General features: G+C 69.6%; 22 protein-coding genes. 7 read left to right on the top strand and 15 right to left on the bottom strand.

Going from position 1 to position 23115, the window contains the following annotated elements:
- Positions 1–216: 216 nt before the first annotated feature.
- The 4 genes from minE to AC3WQM_RS27750 form a co-directional block, all read right to left on the bottom strand.
- Positions 217–489, bottom strand: coding sequence for a cell division topological specificity factor MinE (gene minE / locus AC3WQM_RS27765; RefSeq protein ID WP_056574726.1), 273 nt, complete (start codon positions 487–489; stop codon positions 217–219).
- Between the two features lie 2 nt (positions 490–491).
- Complete coding sequence (gene minD, locus AC3WQM_RS27760) at positions 492–1307, bottom strand: septum site-determining protein MinD (RefSeq protein ID WP_095747381.1); 816 nt, start codon at positions 1305–1307, stop codon at positions 492–494.
- Positions 1308–1375: 68 nt separating this feature from the next.
- Positions 1376–2152, bottom strand: a complete 777-nt coding sequence (minC, locus tag AC3WQM_RS27755) for a septum site-determining protein MinC (RefSeq protein ID WP_099794337.1) — start codon at positions 2150–2152, stop codon at positions 1376–1378.
- Positions 2153–2283: 131 nt separating this feature from the next.
- Positions 2284–3570 (bottom strand): solute carrier family 23 protein, encoded by a 1287-nt coding sequence (locus AC3WQM_RS27750; RefSeq protein WP_492683247.1) that lies wholly within the window; start codon positions 3568–3570, stop codon positions 2284–2286.
- Between the two features lie 225 nt (positions 3571–3795).
- Between AC3WQM_RS27750 and AC3WQM_RS27745 the strand changes: the two genes are divergently transcribed.
- Positions 3796–4296 (top strand): glycoside hydrolase family protein, encoded by a 501-nt coding sequence (locus tag AC3WQM_RS27745; RefSeq protein WP_489062281.1) that lies wholly within the window; start codon positions 3796–3798, stop codon positions 4294–4296.
- A 23-nt stretch (positions 4297–4319) separates the two neighbouring features.
- Positions 4320–4766: a lysozyme inhibitor LprI family protein gene (locus AC3WQM_RS27740; protein WP_492683246.1), complete on the top strand. Its 447-nt coding sequence runs from the start codon at positions 4320–4322 to the stop codon at positions 4764–4766.
- Between the two features lie 16 nt (positions 4767–4782).
- Here AC3WQM_RS27740 and AC3WQM_RS27735 read toward each other — a convergent pair whose 3' ends face one another.
- Complete coding sequence (locus AC3WQM_RS27735) at positions 4783–5205, bottom strand: hotdog fold thioesterase (protein WP_159274265.1); 423 nt, start codon at positions 5203–5205, stop codon at positions 4783–4785.
- A gap of 87 nt (positions 5206–5292) precedes the next feature.
- Here AC3WQM_RS27735 and AC3WQM_RS27730 point away from each other — a divergent pair, with 87 nt between their 5' ends.
- Positions 5293–6618, top strand: coding sequence for an AsmA family protein (locus AC3WQM_RS27730; RefSeq protein WP_492683245.1), 1326 nt, complete (start codon positions 5293–5295; stop codon positions 6616–6618).
- Between the two features lie 154 nt (positions 6619–6772).
- Here the strand turns inward: AC3WQM_RS27730 and AC3WQM_RS27725 are convergent, their stop codons facing one another.
- From AC3WQM_RS27725 to AC3WQM_RS27715, 3 genes are all read right to left on the bottom strand, one after another.
- Complete coding sequence (locus AC3WQM_RS27725) at positions 6773–8116, bottom strand: tripartite tricarboxylate transporter permease (protein WP_159274353.1); 1344 nt, start codon at positions 8114–8116, stop codon at positions 6773–6775.
- Between the two features lie 41 nt (positions 8117–8157).
- The gene (locus AC3WQM_RS27720) at positions 8158–8613 is read right to left on the bottom strand and encodes a hypothetical protein (RefSeq protein WP_492683244.1); all 456 of its coding nucleotides are present in this window, start codon (positions 8611–8613) and stop codon (positions 8158–8160) included.
- Positions 8614–8706: 93 nt separating this feature from the next.
- On the bottom strand, positions 8707–9993 hold the full coding sequence (locus AC3WQM_RS27715; RefSeq protein ID WP_492683243.1) for a hydroxymethylglutaryl-CoA reductase, degradative: 1287 nt from the start codon (positions 9991–9993) through the stop codon (positions 8707–8709).
- Positions 9994–10130: 137 nt separating this feature from the next.
- On the opposite strand from AC3WQM_RS27715, the gene AC3WQM_RS27710 reads away from it, so the two are divergent.
- Positions 10131–11522, top strand: a complete 1392-nt coding sequence (locus tag AC3WQM_RS27710) for an aminotransferase-like domain-containing protein (RefSeq protein ID WP_489062274.1) — start codon at positions 10131–10133, stop codon at positions 11520–11522.
- Between the two features lie 15 nt (positions 11523–11537).
- Here AC3WQM_RS27710 and AC3WQM_RS27705 read toward each other — a convergent pair whose 3' ends face one another.
- Both AC3WQM_RS27705 and AC3WQM_RS27700 read right to left on the bottom strand, forming a co-directional pair.
- Positions 11538–13082: a class I adenylate-forming enzyme family protein gene (locus AC3WQM_RS27705; RefSeq protein WP_492683242.1), complete on the bottom strand. Its 1545-nt coding sequence runs from the start codon at positions 13080–13082 to the stop codon at positions 11538–11540.
- Between the two features lie 47 nt (positions 13083–13129).
- Positions 13130–13912 carry a crotonase/enoyl-CoA hydratase family protein gene (locus AC3WQM_RS27700; RefSeq protein WP_492683241.1) on the bottom strand — a complete coding sequence of 261 codons (783 nt, stop codon included), beginning with the start codon at positions 13910–13912 and terminating at the stop codon, positions 13130–13132.
- A 110-nt stretch (positions 13913–14022) separates the two neighbouring features.
- On the opposite strand from AC3WQM_RS27700, the gene AC3WQM_RS27695 reads away from it, so the two are divergent.
- Positions 14023–14805: a PaaX family transcriptional regulator gene (locus AC3WQM_RS27695; protein ID WP_492683272.1), complete on the top strand. Its 783-nt coding sequence runs from the start codon at positions 14023–14025 to the stop codon at positions 14803–14805.
- 13 nt (positions 14806–14818) lie between these two features.
- Here the strand turns inward: AC3WQM_RS27695 and AC3WQM_RS27690 are convergent, their stop codons facing one another.
- From AC3WQM_RS27690 to AC3WQM_RS27675, 4 genes are read right to left on the bottom strand one after another with little or no spacing between them, the layout of a single operon-like run.
- The gene (locus tag AC3WQM_RS27690) at positions 14819–16627 is read right to left on the bottom strand and encodes a feruloyl-CoA synthase (RefSeq protein WP_492683240.1); all 1809 of its coding nucleotides are present in this window, start codon (positions 16625–16627) and stop codon (positions 14819–14821) included.
- Position 16628: 1 nt separating this feature from the next.
- The gene (locus AC3WQM_RS27685; RefSeq protein ID WP_492683239.1) at positions 16629–17576 is read right to left on the bottom strand and encodes a 3-hydroxyacyl-CoA dehydrogenase NAD-binding domain-containing protein; all 948 of its coding nucleotides are present in this window, start codon (positions 17574–17576) and stop codon (positions 16629–16631) included.
- Positions 17573–18781: an ABC transporter substrate-binding protein gene (locus tag AC3WQM_RS27680; RefSeq protein WP_492683238.1), complete on the bottom strand. Its 1209-nt coding sequence runs from the start codon at positions 18779–18781 to the stop codon at positions 17573–17575. Before AC3WQM_RS27680 ends, AC3WQM_RS27685 begins: the two co-directional genes overlap by 4 nt.
- A 33-nt stretch (positions 18782–18814) precedes the next feature.
- Complete coding sequence (locus tag AC3WQM_RS27675) at positions 18815–19735, bottom strand: beta-keto acid cleavage family enzyme (RefSeq protein ID WP_070061411.1); 921 nt, start codon at positions 19733–19735, stop codon at positions 18815–18817.
- Between the two features lie 153 nt (positions 19736–19888).
- Here AC3WQM_RS27675 and AC3WQM_RS27670 point away from each other — a divergent pair, with 153 nt between their 5' ends.
- Both AC3WQM_RS27670 and AC3WQM_RS27665 read left to right on the top strand, forming a co-directional pair.
- Positions 19889–20269, top strand: coding sequence for a DUF1090 domain-containing protein (locus AC3WQM_RS27670; protein ID WP_354346070.1), 381 nt, complete (start codon positions 19889–19891; stop codon positions 20267–20269).
- Between the two features lie 14 nt (positions 20270–20283).
- Positions 20284–20994 carry a Crp/Fnr family transcriptional regulator gene (locus AC3WQM_RS27665; RefSeq protein ID WP_070061409.1) on the top strand — a complete coding sequence of 237 codons (711 nt, stop codon included), beginning with the start codon at positions 20284–20286 and terminating at the stop codon, positions 20992–20994.
- Between the two features lie 143 nt (positions 20995–21137).
- On the opposite strand, the gene AC3WQM_RS27660 is transcribed toward AC3WQM_RS27665, so the two are convergent.
- Positions 21138–22940 carry an NAD(P)-binding domain-containing protein gene (locus AC3WQM_RS27660; RefSeq protein WP_492683237.1) on the bottom strand — a complete coding sequence of 601 codons (1803 nt, stop codon included), beginning with the start codon at positions 22938–22940 and terminating at the stop codon, positions 21138–21140.
- Positions 22941–23115 lie beyond the last annotated feature (175 nt).

Genomic DNA, 23115 nt, shown 5'->3' with positions numbered 1-23115 from the left:
TCGATGACTGCGAAGAGAACCTGGAGAGCCAGCGCGCCTGCGTGGAATCCCTGGCGGCGCAGTTCTACGGCGACCGCGAAAGTCCGCTCTTCGACGAGGACAAGGCCCGTGAGTGGGCGCAGCGGGTGGAGGCGCTGCCCGCTGCGGCCCCGGATCAACAGGAGTGAGCAAGCAGGTCCGCCCCGGGCTCCCGGGGCGGTGGCGGGTTGGCGGCGCTCAGCGCGCCGGAACCGGATCGGGCAGTTCGATCTTGATGTCCAGCACTTCGAGGTTGTCCTGGGTTTCCAGGTGCACCTTGATGTCGTCGGCGTTGATCGACACGTACTTGGAAATCACCGCCACCAGCTCGCGCTGGAGCTCGGGCAGGTAATCGGGGCGCTTCTTGCCGCTGAGGCTGGAGCGCTCGTGAGCGAGGATGATCTGCAGGCGCTCCTTGGCGACGCTCGCAGTCTTCTTCTTCTCACCAAGCAGGAACGAAAGAAACGACATGCCTACTTGCTCCCGAAAATCCGTTTGAAGAAGCCGGGCTTCTCGGCGTCGACAAAGCGCATCGGCTTGTCTTCGCCAAGGAAGCGCGCGACCACGTCGCTGTACGCCTGGGCCACGTCGGTGTCCTTGTCGTGGATGGCGGGCACGCCCTGGTTGGAGGCGTGCAGCACGCTTTCCGACTCGGGGATCACGCCGATCAGCTTGATGCGCAGGATGTCCTGGATGTCTTCCAGCGAGAGCATCTGGCCGCCGGCCACCCGGTTCGGGTTGTAGCGGGTGATCAGCAGGTGTTCCTTGATCGGCTCGCCGCCGTCCTTGGCGCGCTTGGTCTTGCTGCTGAGCATGCCCAGGATGCGGTCCGAGTCGCGCACCGAAGAGACTTCGGGGTTGGTGACGATCAGCGCCTCGTCGGCGAAGTGCATCGCCATCATGGCGCCGGTCTCGATGCCTGCGGGGGAGTCGCAGATGATGTAGTCGAACTCCATGGCCGACAGGTCGTTCAGGATCTTCTCGACGCCTTCCTGCGACAGGGCTTCCTTGTCGCGCGTCTGCGAGGCGGCCAGCACGAACAGGTTGTCGCACTGCTTGTCCTTGATGAGCGCCTGGCTCAGGTTGGCCTCGCCCTGGATCACGTTGATCAGGTCATACACCACACGGCGTTCGCAGCCCATGATCAGGTCGAGATTGCGCAGGCCCACGTCGAAGTCGATCACGGCCGTCTTCTTGCCGGCGAGCGCAAGGCCCGACGCGAAGCTGGCGCTCGTGGTCGTCTTGCCGACGCCGCCCTTGCCCGAGGTCACCACCACAATTTTGGCCATCGCCATTCCTTCTTGTTTCGATTCAGTTGTCGATTGATGCTCAGCGCTGCCGCGTTCCTGGTTTTTCATCAGGGAATCGCGTCGATCGCTATTTTTTTGCCGTCCAGGCGCACCTGGGCGGGCTTGCCCAGCACGGGCTCGGGCAGCGGCACTTCGTTCGTGCGATAGATGCCCGCAATGGCCACCAGCTGGGCTTCCATGCAGGTCGAGAAGATCCGCGCCTCGGTGTTTCCGCGCGCCCCGGCAATGGCCTTGCCGCGCAGCGGCGCGTACACATGCACGTTGCCGTCGGCAATGACTTCGGCGCCGAAGCTCACGATGGCCGTCACCACCACGTCGCCGCCGCGCGCGTAGATCTGCTGGCCCGAGCGCAGCGGCTTGTCGATCAGCAGCGTGCCGTTGGCCGGCACCGGCAGCTCGCGCACGATCTGCGGGGCCTCGGAGGCCGCAGGCGCCTCGGCGGGCGGGGCCGGCGGCCGGGGCGCGGGGGCCGAGGGCATGGCGGCCACCGACAGGCCGGCTTCACGCGCCGCGGCATGCTGCTCGGGGCTGCCGCCGCGCACGGCGATCGGCTGGGTCTGGTGGCGCGCCAGCAGGCTGCGCAGGGCGGCAAAGTCGATCTCGGGGGCGGGAGTGTCGGCCTCGGCCGCCAGTTCCTGCAGCATCGAGAGGTCGATCACCACCGGCTCCTGCTCGAAGAAGTCGGGCGAATCCGCCAACTGGGCGTCGAGCGCCTCGGCCAGCACGTCGAGGTCGGCTGTCTTGAGGATCACTGCGATCAGCGGCAGTGTGGCGCTCTTGAATTCGAAAACCGCCTTGGTACGAGCGGCGGAAACATCGGCCATTGGAAAACGTGTGTGAACGTCGGTGCGAAAAGCGTTGGAGTCTAACGGGCGCCGGCCAAAGCCCGGTGACCGGCGCCGTGTTCACTGACCCCGCACAACAGTTATTGCACGAGGTTTCACTTTGTCTGCCCTCAGGCGTTGCGCGAACGGCCCAGCAGGGCGTAAAGGATGATCGCCCCGAAAGTGGCGGTTCCGATGCCGCCGAGGGCGAAGTCGCCGAACTTCAGCGTGAAGTCGCCCGTGCCGATGATCAGCGTGATGGCGGCCACGATCAGGTTCTTGTTCTGCGAGAAATCGACCTTGTTGTCGACCCAGATCTTGGCGCCCGCAATGGCGATCAGGCCGAACACCACGATGCTCACGCCGCCCATCACCGGCAGCGGAATCGCCTGGATCAGCGCGCCGAACTTGGGGCTGAAGCCCAGCACCAGCGCAATCAGCGCCGCCACCACGAACACCGCCGTCGAGTAGATGCGGGTGGCCGCCATCACGCCGATGTTCTCGGCGTAGGTGGTCACGCCGGTGCCGCCCGCGGAACCGCTGATGACCGTGGCAATGCCGTCGCCGATGAAGGCGCGGCCCATGTACGGGTCGAGGTTGCGGCCCGTCATGGCCGTCACGGCCTTCAGGTGGCCGAGGTTTTCCGCCACCAGGATGATCGCCACGGGCGCGATCAGCAGCATCGCGTTGGCCGTGAACACCGGCGCCGTGAAGGTCGGCAGGCCGAACCAGGCCGCGTTGGCGATGCCGCTCAGGTCGACCGGCTTGCCCAGGCCCATGCCGTTGGTGAGCGCCGCGTACACCAGCGTGGCCAGGATCAGGCCGATGAGGATCAAGAGGCGCTGCACCATGCCGCGCGTGAACACCGCCACCAGGCCCACGCACAGGAAGGTCACGGCCTGCATCCACGAGTCGAAGTTGCTGGCCGCCATGTTCTTGATGGGAATGCCCGCCAGGTTCAGCCCGATCACCGCCACCACGGCGCCCGTGACCACGGGCGGCATGAAGCGTTCGATCCAGCCCGTGCCCACGGCCTGCACGATGGCCCCGATCAGGATGTAGACCACCCCGCAGGCCACGATGCCGCCCAGCGCCACCGCGATGTTGGCGTTGGCCCCCTTGCCGGCATAGCCGCTGGCCGCGATCACCACGCCGATGAAGGCGAAGCTCGAGCCCAGGTAGCTGGGCACCTTGCCGCCGGTCACGAAGTAGAAGATGAGCGTGCCGATGCCGCTCATCAGGATCGCGATGTTGGGGTTGAAGCCCATCAGGATCGGCGCCAGCACCGTGGCGCCGAACATGGCGATCACGTGCTGGATGCCCATCGCGCCGGTCTGCAGCCAGGGCAGCCGCTCGTCGGGCGCGATGACGGCGCCGTTGGCCAGTGTGGACACCGGCTTTTCAGTCCAGTTGAACATGTGTTTTCTTCTCCTCGGTTGGTGTGTGTGGGGGGTCGACGCGCTCCCTGGGGCGAGATTGTGGTCGAAGCGCTTCGTGCTGAACACCGGGAAGTGCCGCAGCGGCCAGCGTGCGTGCGACGAATGTGAACCGGTAATTCGAGAGCGAACCGTGATGGATTGGGTATGCCGACCCGCCGGGTGTCTCTAGTCTCTCGGCGTCACCACATCAAATCAGGAGGAAAAATGGCCAACGAAACCATGCACATGAGCGCCGCCGGCATGTCTGAACTGCGTCGTCGGGAGCGCGTCGTTCTGCGGTACTACAACGACGTCGCGAACAACTGCACCTTCGGCGCGGGCACGCTGGCCCACTTGGGCGGGTGCACGGCCGAGGAACTGGCGCGCACGGTCACGGCCGCGCAAGTGGATGCATCGCTGGCGTCCAGGGTGTCCGCGGCCGAGGGGACGGTGCGGCGACGGGTCACCCGTCATCCGCTCACGCAGGAACAGTTCGATGCACTGGTGAGCTTTACTTTCAACGCGGGCCCGACCGGCGCGCGCCGCACACTCGACGCCGCGGACCGTGGCAGCCATGCGGATGTGACGGCGAACATGACACACCATGTCTTCATTCATCCCAGAGGTGCGAATGGCCGCAGAGGACGGGCGGTCCGATCTTCCGGGCTTGTGAACCGGCGCCGCGAAGAGGTGGCGCCATTCCAGCCGGCGCCGGGTTCCCGGTGAGCGCAGCACGTCTCGCTGCGTGCGTGTGGCTCATCGCCATGAGCCTTTGCGGGTCGGTGCGTGCGCAGCCGCCCGAAAGGTCGGTCGAAACGCCGTCTGCCCAGGAGGTCCTGTCCGCACTGTCCCGGCGCAGCCAGCTCCCCGAAGACGAACTGCGCCACCTGACCGTGGATTGCGCTGCCGACCAGCAGCGCATGTATTTCTGCGCCTACCGCGATGTCGTGGCGGCTGAACTGACGCTCGATCGCGCGGTGGCGGACAAGGCGCGCGGGCGCCCGGAGTGCAAGGGCGCGATCGACGCCAAGGTCGAACGCTGGAAGGCGGCCCGCGACCGGGCCTGCACGAAGAGCGCGGCCCGGGAATGGGGCGGTGGCTCCATGGAGCCCACGGCACGGAACACCTGTCTCGCCGAGCGCACCGGCCGCATGGTCAGGCAGGTGCAACGCCTGAGCAGTTGCCCACGCGCATGAAAAGAGGCGCCCGCGCTCAGCGCGGCTGCAGCACCGCCATGGTGATGCGCGAGACGCAGGTCAGCTCGCCCGCCTCGTTCGTCAGGTCGATCTGCCAGACCTGCGTGGTGCGCCCGCGGTGCACCGGCCGCGCCGTGCCGGTGACCCAGCCGCTGGTGGCCGAGCGGATGTGGTTGGCGTTGATGTCCAGGCCCACGGCGCGGTCGCCTTCGGGGGCCGAGTAGTGCGCGCCGCAGGAGCCCAGCGTCTCGGCCAGCACCACCGACACGCCGCCGTGCAGGATGCCGTAGGGCTGGCGGGTGCGCTCGTCCACCGGCACGCGGGCGCGGATGAAGTCGTCGCCCACCTCCAGGAATTCGATGCCCAGGGCGGCCACGGCCGTGCCCACGTGGTTGGCGGTCAGCGACTCGACCGAGATGTCTTTCTTCCAGATACGCATGCAGGGGTCTCCGATACAGGGGGTGCGAGGGCACTATAGCGACGACGGCTGACAACCGCAGTCGCCTTTGCGTGCTACCTTGGCCCGATGACCTTCCCTTCGGTGCGGCGGTGGCTCCTGGGCTCGGTGGCGGTGCTGCTGCTGGGCATCGGCGCGCTGGTGGCGTTCGTGAGTTCGCGGCTGCCGAGCGACGCCGAGGTGGCAGCCCGGATCTCCGAGGCCTTCGCGCAGCGCTTCGGCGTCGGCCTGAAGGTCGGCGGCGCCCACTGGGCCTTGCTGCCCACCCCCGTGCTCGTGCTCTCGGACATCGCCACCGACCAGCCGCGTCCCATCACCTTGCGCCGCGTCACGGCGCAGCTGCAGCTGTCGCCGCTGCTGCACCGCGTGATCGCCGTCGACGCACTCGAGATCGAAAGCCTCGTGCTGCCGCGCGAGTCGGTGCGCGCCTTCCGCGGCAAGGGCCCCAGGCCGCAGGAGGGCGGCAATGTCGTCGCGCTGCCTGCGCCCTGGACGCTGGCGCCTGTCCCGCTGGAACGGCTGCGCTGGCGCGACGTGGTCTGGATCGACCGGCGCGACATTGCGCTCGCCTACGACGGCGAGATCGCCTTCGACGCGCAGTGGCGCCCGCGCCAGGCCCGCGTGGAGCGGGCGGGCGTGACACCGCCTGCGCGCCTGCGCCTGGACCGCGAGGCCGGCCAGGACCGCTGGCGCACCCGCATCGACGTGGGAGGCGGCACGTGGAACGGTGTCTCGCGTTTCGAGACGCTGCCCGGCGGCGCGCTGCGCCTGTCGGCCGAACTCGACCCGCACCAGATCGACATCGAAGGGCTGGTGCAGGCCTTCGGCCGGCGCACCTCGGTGGCCGGCAAGGTCAGCGGAAGTTCCACGCTCGTGGCCGAAGCCGACAAGGCGCAGGACCTGGGCGCGCTGATGCGCAGCCTGCACACGCGCACCACCTTCTCGGTGCAGCCCGCCACGCTGACCAAGCTGGACATCGCCAAGGCCGTGACCACCGCCGGCATCAGCCGCGGCGGCACCACGGCGCTGGACGAACTCACCGGCACGCTCGACACCCAGGGCACCGACAACGGCATCGTGATGCGCTACACCAACCTCAAGGCGCGCTCGGGCGTGCTCACCGCGAGCGGCAACCTGCGGCTGTTCAACCGGCAGATGTCGGGTGAGATGGCGGTGGACCTCGTCGACGGCGTGGTCGGCGTGCCGCTCAAGATCGGCGGCACCGTGGCCGAGCCCGAGGTGTCGATGACCGGCGGCGCGCTCGCGGGGGCGGCGGTCGGCAGCGCGGTGCTGCCGGGGGTGGGCACGGCGATCGGGGCGCGCGTGGGGCAGCAGGTGGAGAAGCTGTTTGGCGGGGATGAGCCGGCGAAGAAGAAGCCTGCGTTGAAGCGCTGACTGGCTGCCGGCGTGTTCAGGGCGTGTGCCCAGGCCACCGGGCACTTCCCTCCGCGAATGTCCCCCGGGGCTTCGCCCCTCCTCCTTGATTTCGCTGCGGGAAGCACCCAGTGCCCTGGGCACTTGGACGCGCTGCTGGTGTGCGGCCGGCCGATCAGGAGAAGGCCTTGATCACCGCCGGCACCGTCAGCACCGCCGTGTAGTAGCCCATGAACTGCACGCCCGTGTTGAACCCGATGGCACGCGACAGGAGGCCGCCGAGCAGGCCCATCGTGAGGATCACCAGGAGGCCGAGCAGCTGGCCTTCCCACACGCTGATCACCACGATCAAGCCGACGAAGGTCGCGATGATCGCCTCGTGGCTCACCTTGCGCGAGACGAACAGCGCCGCGCGGCGCGCGAAGTTCATCGTGAAGGGGTAGGCCACCAGCGCCGCGAGCACCACGGCCAGCATGCCGTAGCCCAGGAACTCCCAGTGGTTCAGCAGGTTGTGCAGGTTGTGGGTCTGGCCCGTGGCCGAGTCGATGGTGAACACCGGCGGCGCATTGAAGAGCGGCGCGGCGGGGCCGGCCGCCACGGGGCTCAGCGGCAGGCCGATGGCGATCAGCGGGATCAGCGCTTCGGCGATGTAGGTCGCCTCGGTCACGCCGTTGCGTGCGGCCAGCGTGGTGGTGAGGCGGTGGTACGCATGCTTGATGCGCGAGCCGACCAGCTCGCCCAGCACCACCGTCATCGCGACCGGGCTGAACACGAAGGTGGCGCTGGAGATCGCGGCGGTCGCGAAGGTCCACTTCACCTGGCCGCGGTCGAGCACCTTGAACGGGTTCGGGAAGTAGCCCGACCAGCCCTTCACGTCGGGCGCGAGCGAGAAGGTGCGGACCTTGTCGCGCTTCATGCGCGCACGCGCCGCCGGCGAGATCACCGAGAACAGATCGGCCACCAGCGGCCCGATGGCGATGCCCAGGAAGTAGCTGATGCTCAGCTTCACGCCGTACTTGCCCGTGAGCGCCTGCAGCGCCACGATCACCATCACGAAGGGCACCAGCGTGGCCACCGAGGCCCAGCGTCCGCTCGAGAACCAGGCGATGGCCACGGCCGCCACCACGAAGATCCACGGCGCCGCCTTGGTGATGGCCGCGCCGTACGGCGCCAGAAGCACCGCGAACAGCACGGCCAGCGGCACCGCGAGAAAGGCCGCGATGATCGCGCCCGACACCATCTTGCGCAGCGCGATGTGCGGCACGCCCAGGTTGCGCAGCACGTTGGCGTCCTGCAGCAGCGGCGTGGCCATGGTGTCGCCCGGAATGCCCAGCAGCGCGGTGGGCACTGCGTGCGTCATGTGCTTGGCCACGGCGGCCGCCAGGAAGAAGGTGAACACGCCTTCGGGCGGCACGCCCAGCAGCACCACCAGCAGCGTGAGCGGTGCGAGCGTGGTGGTTTCGTCGGTGCCCGAGACGAGGCCGATGGCCGCGAACACGATGGCGCCCACGAGGCCCATGCCGGTGGCGACGAGGATCTGGTTGAACAGGGCAGCGTCGATCACGAGGCGGCTCCTTCAACGGCCTTGGCGGCCTGGGGCTTGTACGACGCGAACAGCTCGTAGATCTCGAGCTCCTTCATCTCGCGCACCACCACCGGCGGCAGGTCGTCCACCGAGCCCAGGCCGCCGTGTTCGGCGGCCAGCTCGGCCAGCACCTCCTCGCGCCAGCGCGGATCGGCGGCGGTGCCTTCGACCACTTCGCGCTTGGGCGTGAAGAGCTTCGCGCAGATCACGCCCGAGACCACGCAGCCGCCCAGGCCCGCGAGCATCGCGTAGGCGCGCGCCAGCTCCGGCGTGCTCACCACGCTCGCGAGCACGCGGCTCGCCACGAGGTAGCCCGTGAGGCTCACCGCGACGCCGATCGCGATCGACCACGCGAGGTGGCCCAGGTCGGCCGTGTCGCCCCATATCTCCACCAGCCGCCAGCGGGCGGGCGTTGCACTGTCTGCGTTCATTCGAGTTGTCTCCGTCTGTGGTTGTGTGACGGCCGCGTGCGCGACCGCCGCGGTGTCGGCCGCGGACCGTGGTGCGGGAGGCTCCCGCGTTGCTTACTTCTTGCGCAGCGCGTCGAGCAGCGCCACGGCGCGGTCGGTGCGCACGTCGTGCTCGGCGGCCATCTGTCTGGCGATGGCGTCGATCTCGTCGCCGGTGGCGCCCGCGACGAGCGCGATGTTGCGGGCGTGCAGTGCCATGTGGCCGCGCTGGATGCCTTCGGTGGCGAGCGCACGCAACGCGCCGAGGTTCTGCGCGAGGCCGACGGCCACAGCGACTTCGCCGAGCTCCTGCGCCGACTTCACGTCGAGGATCTTCAGCGCGAGCCGTGCGAGCGGGTGCGTCTTCGTCGCGCCGCCGACCAGGCCCACCGGCATCGGCATCTCGATGGTGCCGACCAGCGCGCCGCCCGCGTCCTTCTCCCATGTGGTGAGCGAGGTGTAGCGTCCGCTGCGGCAGGCATAGGCGTGCGCGCCGGCTTCCACCGCGCGCCAGTCGTTGCCGGTCGCGACGATCACCGGGTCGATGCCGTTCATGATCCCCTTGTTGTGCGTCGCCGCGCGGTAGGGGTCGATGGCCGCGAAGGTGTAGGCATCGATCACGCCTTCGACCACTTCTTCGCCGCTGCGCTCGCGCGTGGCCAGCACAGAGGGTGCGAGCCGCACGCGCGCACGCGACAGCCGCAGGTCCGCCAGGTTCGACAGGATGCGCAGGCGCACCGTGCCGCCGGTGAGCTTCTCGACCAGCGGCGACACCGCCTCGGCCATCGTGTTGACGGTGTTCGCGCCCATCGCGTCGCGCACGTCGACGATGAGGTGCATCACCACCATCGCGCCGCGCGGCGTGTCGCCGAACACATGCACCTCGATGTCGCGGCAACCGCCGCCCAGGCCGATCAGCACCTTGTCGCGGCTGTTCGCCACGGCCAGGATCTCGTCGCGCGCACGCAGCAGCGCGAGCCGTGCGCCGTACGGGTCGGTGATGCCGATCACCTGCACCTGCGCGCGCATCAGCGGCCCGGTGCTCGAGGCCTCGAAGCCGCCGCCTTCGCGCGCCAGCTTGGCCATGAAGGAGGCGGCGGCGACCACCGAGGGTTCTTCCACCGCCATCGGCACCAGGTAATCGCGCCCGTTCACGGTGAAGTTGCCGGCCACGCCCAGCGGCAGCTCGAAGGTGCCGATCACGTTCTCGACCATGCCGTTGGCGCGCTCCACGCCCAGCGCGCCGGGTTGCGCGAGCAGCGCCACCTCGTCGTCGGTGAGCGCGGCGGCCTGTGCGATGTGGGCCAGGCGTCGGGTGGGCGTGAGTGCGCGGAAATTGGGAATGCGGGAATCGGCGGCCATCGGTGCGTGTCTCTTCGGAAGGTGAATTCGGGAGCAGGCAATTTAGGCCGGCTGTACCGCCCGCGGAAGGCACAGTTTGGCGGGACAGTGCGGACAGTGGTGCGCCGCCATGCCTCGCTGTGTCACAGTCCAAACCCATGACCACGATCGCCGATTCGCTCGCCGACACCCTCGCGCGCCAGATCGCGAGCGGCGCCTACAAGGCCGGCGACAAGCTGCCCTCGCTGCGCGAACTCGCGCAGCTGCATGGCTATGCCAAGAACACCGTGGTGGCCGCCTTCGAGCTGCTGGTGTCGCGCGGCCTCGTCGAGCCGCGGCGCGGTTCGGGCTACTACGTGCTCGCGCAGGCCACGGCCACGCCCAAGCCGGCCGAGGACGACGCCGGAAGCCTCGGCCGCGCGATGGACATCGTGTGGCTCATGCGCGAGCAGCTCAAGACGCAGCCCGATGCGGTGGCGGTGGGCGACGGCTTCCCGCCTGTCGAATGGCTGGCCGACGTGCGGCTGGACAAGTACCACCCGAAGGTCGTGCGCACGGGGCTCGGCGCGCTGTTCCGCTACGGCAGCCGCTTCGGCTACGCGCCGCTGCGCGACCACCTCGTGCGCAAGCTGGCCGACTTCGGCATCGGCGCCGAGCCGCGGCAGATCGTGCTCACGCACGGCGCCAACGAGGCGATGGACATCGTCATCCGCTACTTCGTGCCGCCCGGCGGCAAGGTGCTGGTCGACGACCCGGGCTACTACCCGCTGTTCGGCAAGCTCAAGCTCGCGGGCGCGCAGATGCTGGCGGTGCCGCGCCTGGCCGACGGGCCCGACCTCGAGGTGCTGGAGCAGCTGCTCATCGCCGAGCGGCCGCGCCTGTTCTTCACGCAGTCGCTCGCGCACAACCCCACGGGCTCCGACATCTCGCCGGCCAAGGCATTCCGCGTGCTGCAGCTGGCGCAGAAGTACGACCTGCTGATCGTCGAAAACGACCCGCTGGCCGACTTCAAGCCCACGGCGCTGCCGCGGCTCTCGGCACTCGACCAGCTCGAGCGCACGATCTACATCGGCAGTTTTTCGAAGTCGTTCTCGGCCGCGCTGCGCGTGGGCTTCATCGCCTGCGGCGCCGACCTGGCGAGCGACCTGGCCGACCTGAAGGCGCTGATCCACGTGAGCAGCTCGGAGTACAGCGAGCGCACGGTCGACGTCATCCTGAGCGAGGGCCACTACCAGCGGCACCTCAAGCGCCTGCAGCAGCGGCTGGGCGAGGCCACGCGCGACGCGCTGAAGCTGTTCGACGCGGTGGACGCCGAGGTCTTCGCGCGCAGCCCGCAGTCGCTCTACATCTGGGCCGCGCTGCCCGGCGTGGACGACTCGCTGGCCTTCGCGAAGGAGTTGCTGCCGCGCAAGATCGTGATGGCGCCGGGGCGCATCTTCAGCGTCGATTCGACGCAGGTCTCGCGCTGGTCGCGCTTCAACGTGGGCGCCATGGCCGACCCGCGCTTTGCCAAGGCGCTGCGCACCGCGTTGCGGCGGCGCGCAGGCTGACCGGCCGGCGGGCTGTCAGCCGCGGTGCAGCTCGCGCAGCTGCCGGCGGTTGAGCTTGCCCACCGCCGTCTTCGGGATCTCGTGGGCGAACAGCACGCGCTGCGGCTTCTTGTACGAGGCGAGCTGGTCCGCCACGTGCGCGATCAATGCGGCTTCGTCGGCCTGCTGGCCTTCGCGCAGCACCACCACCGCGGTGACGATCTCCACCCACTTCTCGTGCGGCAGGCCGATGACCGCGCACTCGCGCACGGCGGGGTGCGTCATGAGCGCGTTCTCGACCTCGCGCGGATAGACGTTGTAGCCGCCGCTGATGATCATGTCGGAGGTGCGGTCCTTCAGGTGCAGGAAGCCGCGCGCGTCGAACTGGCCCACGTCGCGCGTGCGCACCCAGCCGCCGTCGACGAAGGTCTCGGCATTGAGCCCGGCCGCGTTGTGGTACCCCGACACGGCGGAGGGTGCACGCACCGCGATCTCGCCCGGCGTGCCGGGCGGCACGTCGTTGTCGGCCTCGTCGACCAGCCGCAGCTCGACGTCGATCGCCGGCTGGCCGCAGGCGTCGAGCAGCTCCTCGGTGTGGTCTTCGGGGCGCAGCACCGCCAGGCACAGCGGCACCTCGGTCTGGCCGTAGTACTGCCAGAAGCGGTGCTGGCCCCACACCGCCATGGCGCGCCGGATCACCGCGCGCGGCATCGGCGAGGCGCCGTAGATCACGTAGCGCAGCGCGGCCACGTCGGTGTGCGCGATGTCGGGGTGCTCGAACAGCATCTGCAGCATCGTCGGCACGAGGTTGATCGCGGTGATGCGCTCGGCCTGCAGCGTGCGCAGGAAGGCGCCCGGCTCGAAGCCCGGCAGGATCACCGTGCGGCCGCCGCGCAGCCAGAAGGGCAGCACGAACACGCCGCTCGCGTGGATCAGCGAGGCCGCATGCAGCATGGCGTCGTCGGGCGTGGCGGGCAGCAGGTTGAGCAGCACGTTGCGGCAGATCGCCGCGTACGAGGCCTGTGTGTGCTGCGCGGCCTTCAGCGTGCCGGTGGTGCCCGAGGTGAAGAGCGTGAGCACCACGTCGTCGGGCGCGGGCTCGAACGCCGGCGCCTGCGTGGCGCACGACAAGGCCTGCGCGAACAGGTCGGCGGCGCCGTCGAGCGACGCGCCCAGGCCCATGCAGACCAGGCCCGGCACCGTGTCGCGCAGGGCCGCCGCGCGCTCGGCGAGGTCGGGGCCGAACACGAGGTGCGTGCAGCCGGTGTCGGCCACCATGCGCGCGTGCTCGGCCAGCGAGAGCCGCGCGTTCAGCGGCACGCGGTTGATGCCGGCCTTCACGCAGGCGAAGTCCAGCGGCACGCTGTGCAGGCCGTTGTTCAGCAGCAGCGCCACGCGCGTGCGCGGCGCGGCGCCGGCGGCGTGCAGCGCATGGGCGAGCCGGCTGCTGAGCTGGTCGACCTCGGTGAAGGTCATCGACTGGTCGCCGTAGACGATGGCGGTGCGCGGGCCGTGCTGCAGGGCGCCGCGGCGGATCAGTTCGAGGTAGGTCGGGCCACGGGCGGGCGAGGGGGAAGGCAAGGCGTGTCTCCAGGAGGTTCTATGTGAAATCGAAAGAGCAGGGGCGTTCAGCGTTTGAACTCGCCGTGGCGCCCGGCACCGCCGGCAAAGCGCGCGGCACCGGCCTCGCCCTCGGCCGCGACGATCGGCACGCCCTGCGCGCCTTCGCGGCGCAGCGCCTCGGCCAGCGGCAGGTCCCACTGTTCGAAGGTGGAGCGGCGGTCGGTCAACATGCATTGCTGCGGAAAGGCGGCGATCTGCCGCGCCAGTTCCTGTGCGGCAGCCAGCGCGCCGCCCGGCGGCGTGGTGCGGTTCACGAGGCCCATCGCCAGCGCCTCGACCGCGCCGACGGGGCGACCCGTGAGGATCAGGTCGAGCGCGCGCCCCATGCCCACGAGGCGCGGCAGCCGCACGGTGCCGCCGTCGATCAGCGGCACGCCCCAGCGGCGGCAGAACACGCCGAACACCGCGTCGTCGTCGGCCACGCGCAGGTCGGCCAGCAGCGCCAGTTCGAGCCCGCCCGCCACCGCGTAGCCGTTCACTGCCGCGATCAGCGGCTTGGACAGCGCCATGCGCGTCGGGCCCATCGGGCCGGCGCCGCCGCCGTCGGGGTCGAGCTCGTTGCGGCGCGCCGGGTCGCCCACGGCGCCCAGGTCGGCACCCGCGCAGAAGTGGCCGCCGGCGCCCGTCAGCACGGCCACGCGCAGCGCGTCGTCGGCCTCGAAGCGCTCGAAGGCCGCGCGCAGCTGGGCGGCCACGGCGCCGTCCACCGCGTTGCGTTTGTCGGGGCGGTTCAGCGTGAGCGTGCAGACGGGGCCGTCCACCTCCCAGGTCACGAAGGGCGTGGTCATGTGCGGAGTCCTTCCGGAGAAAAATGGCGGGAATCAGTCGGTCTCTGGCATCCTAGGAAACATTTCTTTATTTCGCAAACATGGACAAGGTATGTAATGTTCCCGTGGCGATGCCGAGCGCGCCGGAGCTGATCCTCGACCTGCTGGTGGCCGATGGCGGCACGCTGAGTTCGCAGGCGCTGTGCCGCGCGGGCGCGCTCATGGGCATCGGCGAAACCACCTTGCGCGTGGGGCTCACGCGGCTGGCGGCCGAAGGCAAGATCGCCCGCGGCGAGCGCGGCAGCTACAGCCTGAACCGCGCGGGGCCGGCGCTGTCGCGCGCGGTGGGCGACTGGCGGCACACGCGCGCACAGGTCGTGGCGTGGCAGGGCGGCTGGCTCGCGGTGCACGACGCGGGCGTGGCGCGCGCCGACAAGACCGCGTGGCGCCGCCACAGCCTGGCGCTGTCGCTGCGCGGTTTCGCGGCGCTGCGCCCGGGCCTGCAGATCCGGCCCGACAACCTGGCGGGCGGGCTCGAGGCCGAGCGCGCGCAGCTCGAGGCGCTGGGCCTGTCGCCGCACGCGCTGGTGTTCCGCCTGGCCGGCCTCGACCCCGCCGCGCAGGCGGCAGCGCGCGGGCTGTGGAACGTGCGCGCGCTCGCCGACGACTGCCGCCGCCTGCAGGCCGGGCTGGAGCGTGGCGAACAGCGGCTGCGCACCGTGCCGCTGGAGGTGGCGGTGCGCGAGTCGCTGCTGCTGGGGCGCGCCGTGATCGCGCACCTGGTGCGCGACCCGCTGCTGCCCGACGAGCTGATGTCGCCCGCGCCGCGCACGGCGCTGCGGGCCGTCGCGCGGCGCTACCAGGACCGGGCGCGCAAGCTGTGGCGCCAGTGGCTGGCGCTGCCCGCCGCCTGAGGTCGCAGCTGTTTCAGAGCGGGCGGATCACGTCCGCATCGCCCGGCGCCGGCGCATGCAGCCGCGCCACCTCGGCCGCGCGCCGCGTGAGCACGGCGCGCTGGTTGATGTAGCCCTTGTCGGTGATCTCGCCCGCATCGAGGCTGGGCGGTTCGGCCAGCACCAGCGCGCAGGCCGGGCACTGCGACGAGCCCGCGCCTTCGTCGCGCAGGGCGCGCAGCACCCCGGCGATGCGCGCGGCCAATGCGTCCGGCGCAAGGGCGGCGCCTTGCGGGCTGGCGAACACCAGCATGCCGATCGCGTCGCGGTCGTGGCCGGTGAGCACGATGTCCTGCACATGCGGCGCCAGCAGCGACACCAGCTTCACGCGCAGCGTGCCCACCGACACCCAGGTGCCGGTCGAGAGCTTGAAGTCTTCCGCCACGCGGCCGTTGAAGATCACGCCCTGCGCCGGGTCGCCGGGGCTCGCGAGGTAGCCCGCGTCGCCGATGCGGTAGTAGCCCTCGGCATCGAAGGCACTGGCGGTCTCGCGCGGCGCGTCGCGGTAGCCGGGGAACACCGAGACGCCCTTGACGCGCATCTCCAGCTTCTCGCCGTTGGGCACGAACTTCAGTTCCAGCCCCGGCAGCGGTACGCCGATGCAGCCGGCGCCGTCGAGTTGCCAGTGCGCCGAGGTGATGGCGGGCGAGGTCTCGGTCGCGCCCCACGAGGTCGTGAGCCACAGCGGGCGCGCGGGCCGCACGCGCCGGGCCACCGCTTCGAGCCGCTGCCAGGTCGAAGGCGCGAGCGCCGCCGCCGCGTAGAAGGCCAGGCGCAGCCGCGAGAACACTTCGGCGGCGAGCGCGTCGTCGGCTTCGAGAAGGGGCAGCAGCATGTCGAAGCCGCGCGGCACGTTGAACAGCAGCGTGGGTTTCACTTCGCGCAGGTTGCGCACGGTCTTCTCGATCAGGCCCGGCGCAGGCCGGCCTTCGTCGATGTAGAGCGCGCCGCCGTGGCACAGCACCATGTGCAGGTTGTGGTTCGCGCCGAAGGTGTGGCTCCACGGCAGCCAGTCGACCAGCACGGGCTTCTCTTGCGCGAGGAAGCGCCAGGTCTGCGCCATCATCTGCTGGTTGGCGCACAGCATGCGGTGCGTGTTGATCACCACCTTGGGCTGGCCGGTGGAGCCGGAGGTCAGCAGGTACTTGGCGTGCGTGTCGGGGCCCACGGCGGCGAAGGCCTGCATGACGGCGGGCGTTTCCTTCGCGTCGAGCAACTGGTCGAAAGTCAGCGCGCCCGGATGCGTGTTGGCGTGGCGGCTGAACACCGTCACGGCCTCGATGCCGCAGCCGGCGATCGATGCGCCGTACACCGTCGCGTCGGAGGCGTAGATCAGCCCGGGCTGCAGCGCCTTCAACATGCCGTGCAGCCGCGACGGGTCTTTCGCCATGCGTGAGTACGCGCTCGACAGCGAGCAGGCCGTGCGGCCGATGTGCATCGTCGCGAGCATCAGCACGGCATGGTCGATGGCGTTGTCCGAGAGGATCACGACCGGTCGGCCGGCGGGCAGGTCCAGGTCGAGCAGGCCTTGCGCCACGGCGCCGACGGCGGCGCGCAGCGCGCGGTAGTCGAGCGTGCGCCAGCCTTCGCCGCTGTCATCGCGCTCGGCGAAGGCCAGCGCGTCGGGCGTCTCGCGCGCCCAGCGCTCGATCCATTCGCCGATGCAGCGCGCATACGGCTGCAGCGCCGTCGGCGAGCGCAGCACGAACGAGCCGTCGTCGAAGTCGATGCGCACCGTGCGGGGCGGCGCGACCAGGGTGTCGTCGAGAAGGAAGTCGGTCATGTCAATCCAGCGTACCCGTCTCGGCCTTGGCGCGAATCAGGTTCAACAGCAGGGTGTCGCGCGCGGCTTCGAGGTCGGCGGTGTGGCGCGTGCCCAGGGCGTCGTCCACGCCTTGCACCACCTGCTGCTTCAACGCGTCCGTCATCGACGGCGCGCCCAGGTCCTTCCACCAGTCTTCGATGGGCCCGCCCAGGTGCGCCAGCAGGTGTTCGATGCCGCCTGCGCCGCCCGAGAGGTGCAGATTCATGAACGGCCCCATCACGGCCCAGCGCAGGCCGGGGCCGTGCGCGATGGCGGTGTCGATGTCGGCCACGCTCGCCACGCCTTCGTTGACGAGATGGAAGGCCTCGCGCCACAGCGCGGCCTGCAGCCGGTTCGCGATGTGGCCTTTGACCTCGCGCTTCACGTGGATCGGCCGCTTGCCGATGGCGGCATAGAAGGCCATCGTGCGGGCGATGGTGTCGGCCGAGGTCTGCTCGCCGCCGATCACCTCGACCAGCGGGATCAGGTGCGGCGGGTTGAACGGATGCCCCAGCACCACGCGCCGCGGATGCGCGCAGCCCGACTGCACGCCGCTGATCGCCAGGCCCGACGAACTCGACGCGAGAACCGTCTCCGGCGGCGCCGCCGCGTCCATGCGGCGGAACAGGTCGATCTTGAAATCCATGCGCTCGGGGCCGTTCTCCTGCACGAAGTCGGCCACGGCCACGGCGTCTTCCAGGCTGTCGTGAAAGCGCAGACGGTCGACCGAGGCGCCCTCGGCCAGGCCGAAGCGTTCCAGCGTCGGCCAGTGCTGCGCCACGGCGGCGCGCAGCCGGTCTTCGGCACCGGGCGAGGGGTCGGTCGCGTTCACGTCGAGCCCGTGCGCGAGGAAGTGCGCGGCCCAGCTCGCGCCGATCACGCCGGTGCCGACGACGGCGACGCGCTTCACGTCGGTGGTGGGGTTCATGCCGATTTCCACCGCGCGCAGCGGCTCTCCGTCTTGGTGGTCCAGGCGGCTTCGCCGGGGATGTTCTCGATCACCTTGTAGTAGTCCCACGGCTCCTTCGACTCGGCCGGCGTCTTCACCTGCATGAGGTGCATGTCGTGCACCATGAGGCCGTCGTCGCGCAGCCAGCCGCCCTTGACGAACATGTCGTTGAACTTCGTCTTGCGCAGCTGCGCCATCACCTTGTCGGCGTCGTCGCTGCCCGCGGCCTTCACGGCCTGCAGGTACTGCAGCGCGGCCGAGTAGTCGCCGGCATGGAAGGAGGAGGGCATGCGCTTGTGCTTGTCGAAGAAGCGCCGAGCCCAGGCGCGCGACTCGGGGCTCTGGTTCCAGTACCAGCTGTCGGTGAGGTACATGCCCTGCGAAGCCTTCAGGCCCAGCGCGTGCACGTCGTTGATGGTGATGATCATGCCGGCGAGTTTCATGTGCTTGCTGATGCCGAACTCCGCCGCCGACTTGATGGCGTTCACCGTGTCGCCGCCCGCATTCGCGAGCGCCAGCACCTGCGCCTTCGAGCTTTGCGCCTGCAGCATGAACGACGAGAAATCGCTCGCGCCCAGCGGGTGCTTCACCGAACCCGTCACCGTGCCGCCGCTGGCCTGCACGGTCTTGGTGGCGTCGCTTTGCAGCGCCGCGCCGAAGGCGTAGTCGGCCGCCACGAAGTACCAGCTCTTGCCGCCGGCCTTGACCACCGCGCTCGCGGTGCCGCGCGCCATGGCCACCGTGTCGTAGGCGTAGTGCACGGTGTAGGGCGAGCAGTACTCGTTGGTGAGGCTCGACGCGCCCGAGCCCACCACGAAGTAGGGCTTCCTCTTGTCGGCCGCCACGCCGGCCATGGCAATGGCCGCGCCCGAGTTCACGCCGCCGATCAGCATGTCGACCTTGTTCACGTCGAACCATTCGCGCGCCTTGGCGGCGGCGATGTCGGGCTTGTTCTGGTGGTCGGCCGTGACCAGCTCGATCTTCTTGCCGTCGATGGCGCCGCCCATGTCGGCGATGGCCATGCGGATCGCCTCGGCGCCGGCCGGGCCGTCGTAGTCGCGGTACAGGCCCGACATGTCGCTGATGAAGCCGATGCGGATGGTGTCGTCGGACACCTGGGCCGATGCGCCCGATGCGAATGCGGCGGCGAGTGCGAGAGCCAGGGCGGTGCGGGGAATGTTCATGTGCGTGTCTCCGTTCGTTGTTCTCGTGCGTCTTCAGCCCAGCGCGAACTCGGGCCGCGGGCCGCCCACGCGCGGCAGGCCCATGATCTGGCGCGCCTCGGCCGGCGTGGCCACCTCCATGTCGAGCTCGCGGATCACGCGCACGATGCGCTCGGTGAGCTGCACGTTGGTGGCCAGCTCGCCGTGGCGGAAGTAGAGGTTGTCTTCCAGCCCCACGCGCGCATGCCCGCCCAGCAGCAGCGCCGCCACGTTGGCTTCGAGCTGCGACATGCCGATGCCGCTCACGCCGAAGATGGCGCCCTTGGGCAGCGTGTCGACCATCATCTGCAGGTTGCGCGGCGAGTACGGCATCGCGTTCTGGAAGTTGCGGTGCACGTTCATCACCAGGTTGATGAAGTAGGGCTCGTCGTCATGGCCTTCCTCGATCAGCGTGGTCGTGTCCTGCAGGATGTGCGTGGGGCTGAACACCTCCCACTCGGGCTTGATGCCGCGCGCCTTCATGCCGGCGGCCAGCTCGCGCCCGCGCGTGATGGGCGTGTCCATCAGGATCTGCTTGCCTTCGAAGCTCAGGTTGAGCGTGGTGGCGTCCAGCGTGCACATCTCGGCGCCGGCGTCCATGCCCTTGATGCGTTCTTCCCACGCGATCTCCCAGCGATCGCCCGCCAGCGGCTTCACCATGTCGCCGTGCACGCCGCCGCCGGTGGAGTTGTTCAGCACGATGTCGCAGCCGGCCGCGCGGATGCGGCTGTTGATGTCGCGGTACACCTCGGCATTGCAGGTGGCACCGTCGTCGGGGCGGCGCGCGTGGATCGCCACCACGCTGGCGCCGGCGTTCCAGCAGCGCAGCACGTCGGCGGCGATCTCGGCGGGCTGGGTGGGGAGGTGGGGGTTCTGCGACTTGTGCGCCATGCCGCCGGTGGGGGCGATGGTCACGATCACTTTGCGCTTCGACATGCTCGGGGCTCCTGGGGTCTTTCATGGGGGCGCGCCATTATTTTTTGGAGTGCGTTTGTACTCAGTCATCGCGACGACATTCGGGGGCAGGGTTTACGCGGCGCCAGCCGCTAAAGTCGCCCCTGCGCCGTTGCGCACACAAGGAACCTTTCCATGAAATTTCTGCCCCTCGTGCTGGCCGCCGCGGCCGCGTTCACCACCCTCGGCGCCGCCGCGCAACCCGCCGGCCCCGCCACCTGCGACGCCAAGCGCGAAGCCATCGGCCGCGACATCGAGATGGCCCAGTCCAAGGGCCAGAAGCAGCGCGTGCGCGGGCTCGAGACGGCGCTGGCCGAAGTGAACCGCCATTGCACCGATGCCAAGCTGGCGGCCGAGCACCAGAAGCGCATCCGCGCCCAGGAGCGCAAGGTGGCCGAGCGTGAGCGCGACCTGCGCGCGGCGCAGGAGAAGGGCCGTGCCAGCAAGATCGCCGACCGCGAGAAGAAGCTGCACGAGGCGCAGGCCGAGCTGCAGCAGCTCAAGGGCGCGCAGTAAACAAAAAAGACAGCATGCCCCCGACCAAGCCGGCGATCCCCGCGGCCTCCCTGACCATTCCCCAGCTGCTGCAGGGCTCGGCCTGGTTCCCGCTGCTCGACGTGGGCGCGGGCGAGCGCGTGCTCGACGAGATGCGCGAGGTCGAGGTGGCCGCCGGCGCCGCGCTGTGCCGGCGCGGCGACACGCCGCTGCACTGGTACGGCACGCTCGAAGGGCTGCTCAAGTGGTCGATCACCTCCAGCGACGGCCGCTCGGTCACGCTGGGCGGGCTGTCGGTGGGCAGCTGGTTCGGCGAGGGCACGCTGCTGCGCGCCGTGCCGCGCTCGGCCGACATCATCGCGCTGCGGCCCAGCCGCGTGGCGCAGCTGCCGCTGGAGACCTTCGAGTGGCTGCACCGCACGCAGCGCGGCTTCGATCACTTCCTGCTGCAGCAGATCAACGAGCGGTTGCACTGGTTCATGGGCAGCTACGCCGCGCACCGCCTGCTCGACGCCGACAGCCAGGTGGCGCGCGCGCTGGCCGGCCTGTTCCACCCCTGGCTGCACCCGGGCAGCGAGCCGCACCTGCAGACCTCGCAGGAAGAAATCGCCAACCTGTCGGGCGTGTCGCGCCAGCGCTGCAACGCGGCGCTGAACCGGCTGAAGGAGGCCGGGTTCCTGCATATCGAGTACGGCGGCATCACCGTGACGGATCTCGAAGGCTTGCGGCGCTTCATCCAGGAGTGAATGACCTGCTCCCTCTCCCCTCGGGGAGAGGGTTGGGGTGAGGGCGGCGGCTTCCATTCGAGCACCGCGCTTCGTTCAACGCACTTGCCCTCACCCTAGCCCTCTCCCGCAAGCGGGAGAGGGGACAACACACGACCCTCCGCTCAGCGCTTGTGGTGCGACGCTGCCAGCTCGTACACCGGCGTGTCGATCCCTTCCATGCGCGCCTTCAGCTGCAGCGCCAGGAACTGCGAGTAGTGGCGTGACTGGTGCAGGTTGCCGCCGTGGAACCACAGCTGGGGCACCTGCGTCGGCTTCCACATGTTGCGCAGCTCGCCTTCCCACGGGCCCGGGTCCTTCGGCGTGTCGGAGCCCAGGCCCCAGCACTTGCCGACCTTGTCGGCGGTCTCGGGCGAGATCAGGTCGGCCAGCCAGCCGTTCATCGAGCCGTAGCCCGTGGCGTACACCAGCAGGTCGGCCGGCAGCTCGGTGCCGTCGGTGAGCGTGACCGAGCGTTCGTTCACGCGCTCGATGTTCACGCCGCTCTTGAGGTGGATGCTGCCGTTGGCCACCAGCTCCGAGGCGCCCACGTCGATGTAGTACCCCGAGCCGCGCCGCAGGTACTTCATGAACAGGCCCGAGCCGTCCACGCCGAAGTCGAGCAGGAAGCCCGCCTTTTCCAGCCGTGCGTACAGGTCGGCGTCGCGCTTCTTCATCTCCTCGTACACCGGGATGTGGAAGGTGTGCATGATCTTGTAGGGCACCGAGGCGAAGATCAGGTCGCCCTTGTGGTGGTCGATGCCGCTCTTCACCGCCTGCTCGGAATACAGCCCGCCCAGCGCCAGCTCCATGAGCGACTGCGAGGGCGCGATGTGCGTGGACGAGCGCTGGACCATCGTCACGTCGGCGCCGTGCTCCCACAGCGCCGCGCAGATGTCGTGCGCCGAGTTGTTCGAGCCCAGCACCACGCACTTCTTGCCCGCGTAGGCCTCGGGCCCGGGGTGCTGGCTGGAGTGGTGCTGGTCGCCCAGGAAGTTCTCGGCGCCCGCCACCTTCGGCACGTTCGGGTAGCCCGACACGCCGAGCGCGAACACCAGCTGCTTCGGGCGCAGCGTCACGGGCTTGCCCTCGCGCTCCACCTGCACCTCCCAGCGCTGCGTGGCCTCGTCGAAGCGCGCCTTGGTCGCGTTGGTGGAACTCCAGTAGTTGAGCTCCATGATCTTCGTGTACATCTCGAGCCAGTCGCCGATCTTGTCCTTGGGCGCGAACACCGGCCAGTCGTCGGGGAAGGGCATGTAGGGCAGGTGGTCGTACCAGACCGGGTCGTGCAGGCACAGCGACTTGTAGCGCTTGCGCCAGGAGTCGCCGGCCTTGGCGTTGCGCTCCACGATGATCGTCGGCACGCCCAGCCGCCGCAGCCGCGCCCCCAGCGCGATACCGCCCTGGCCGCCGCCGATGATCACCACCTCGGGCTGCTCGGTGTAGCCCAGCGCCGTCTCTTCGTCGCGGCGCTTCTCGAGCCAGTTCTTGCGGCCCTTGTGCACGCCGTGCTCCGCGCCCTTGATGCGGTTGTCGCCGGTCTTTTCCTCGAAGCCTTTCAGCTCGGTCATGGTGGTGAGCAGCGTCCAGGCCTTGCCGTTGCGAAGGCGCACGTGGCCACGGCCGCGCGCGACGCGGGTCTCGAAGGTGAACCACGCATCGACCACGCCATCGGCCTCGGTCGCTTCGCCCTCGACCGCGAAGGCCGTGGGCTGCGTATCGGCCAGGCGCGCCTGCAGCATCGCGCGGATGGCGCCCGCGCCTTCCTGTGTGCGGATGTTCCAGGTGAAGGCGACAAGGTCGCGCCAGTAGCTGTCGGCCTCGAACAGCGAGACGGCCGCATCGATGTCGCCGCGTGCGAGCGCGGCGGCGAAATCGGCCAGCCATTGGGCGGCGGCCCGGGTGGGGCCGGTGGTCGGGTCTGTCATTGCATGTCTCCGTTGTGTCGTTGAACGAATCGAATCGCGGCGCGGCAAGGCGCACGCGAAGGGCGTGGCGCAGCTTTCGTGCCGTGCGGAGGGCGACGAAGAATCAAGGGGTTGGCGGGGGTTTTGTCGCAGGCGCCTGTCGCTGTCTCACCGAGACTGAGACGATGCATGAGAT

Source organism: Variovorax sp. FW301-JW7 (assembly GCF_058788795.1).
This window is presented reverse-complemented; position numbering and strand designations above follow the sequence as displayed.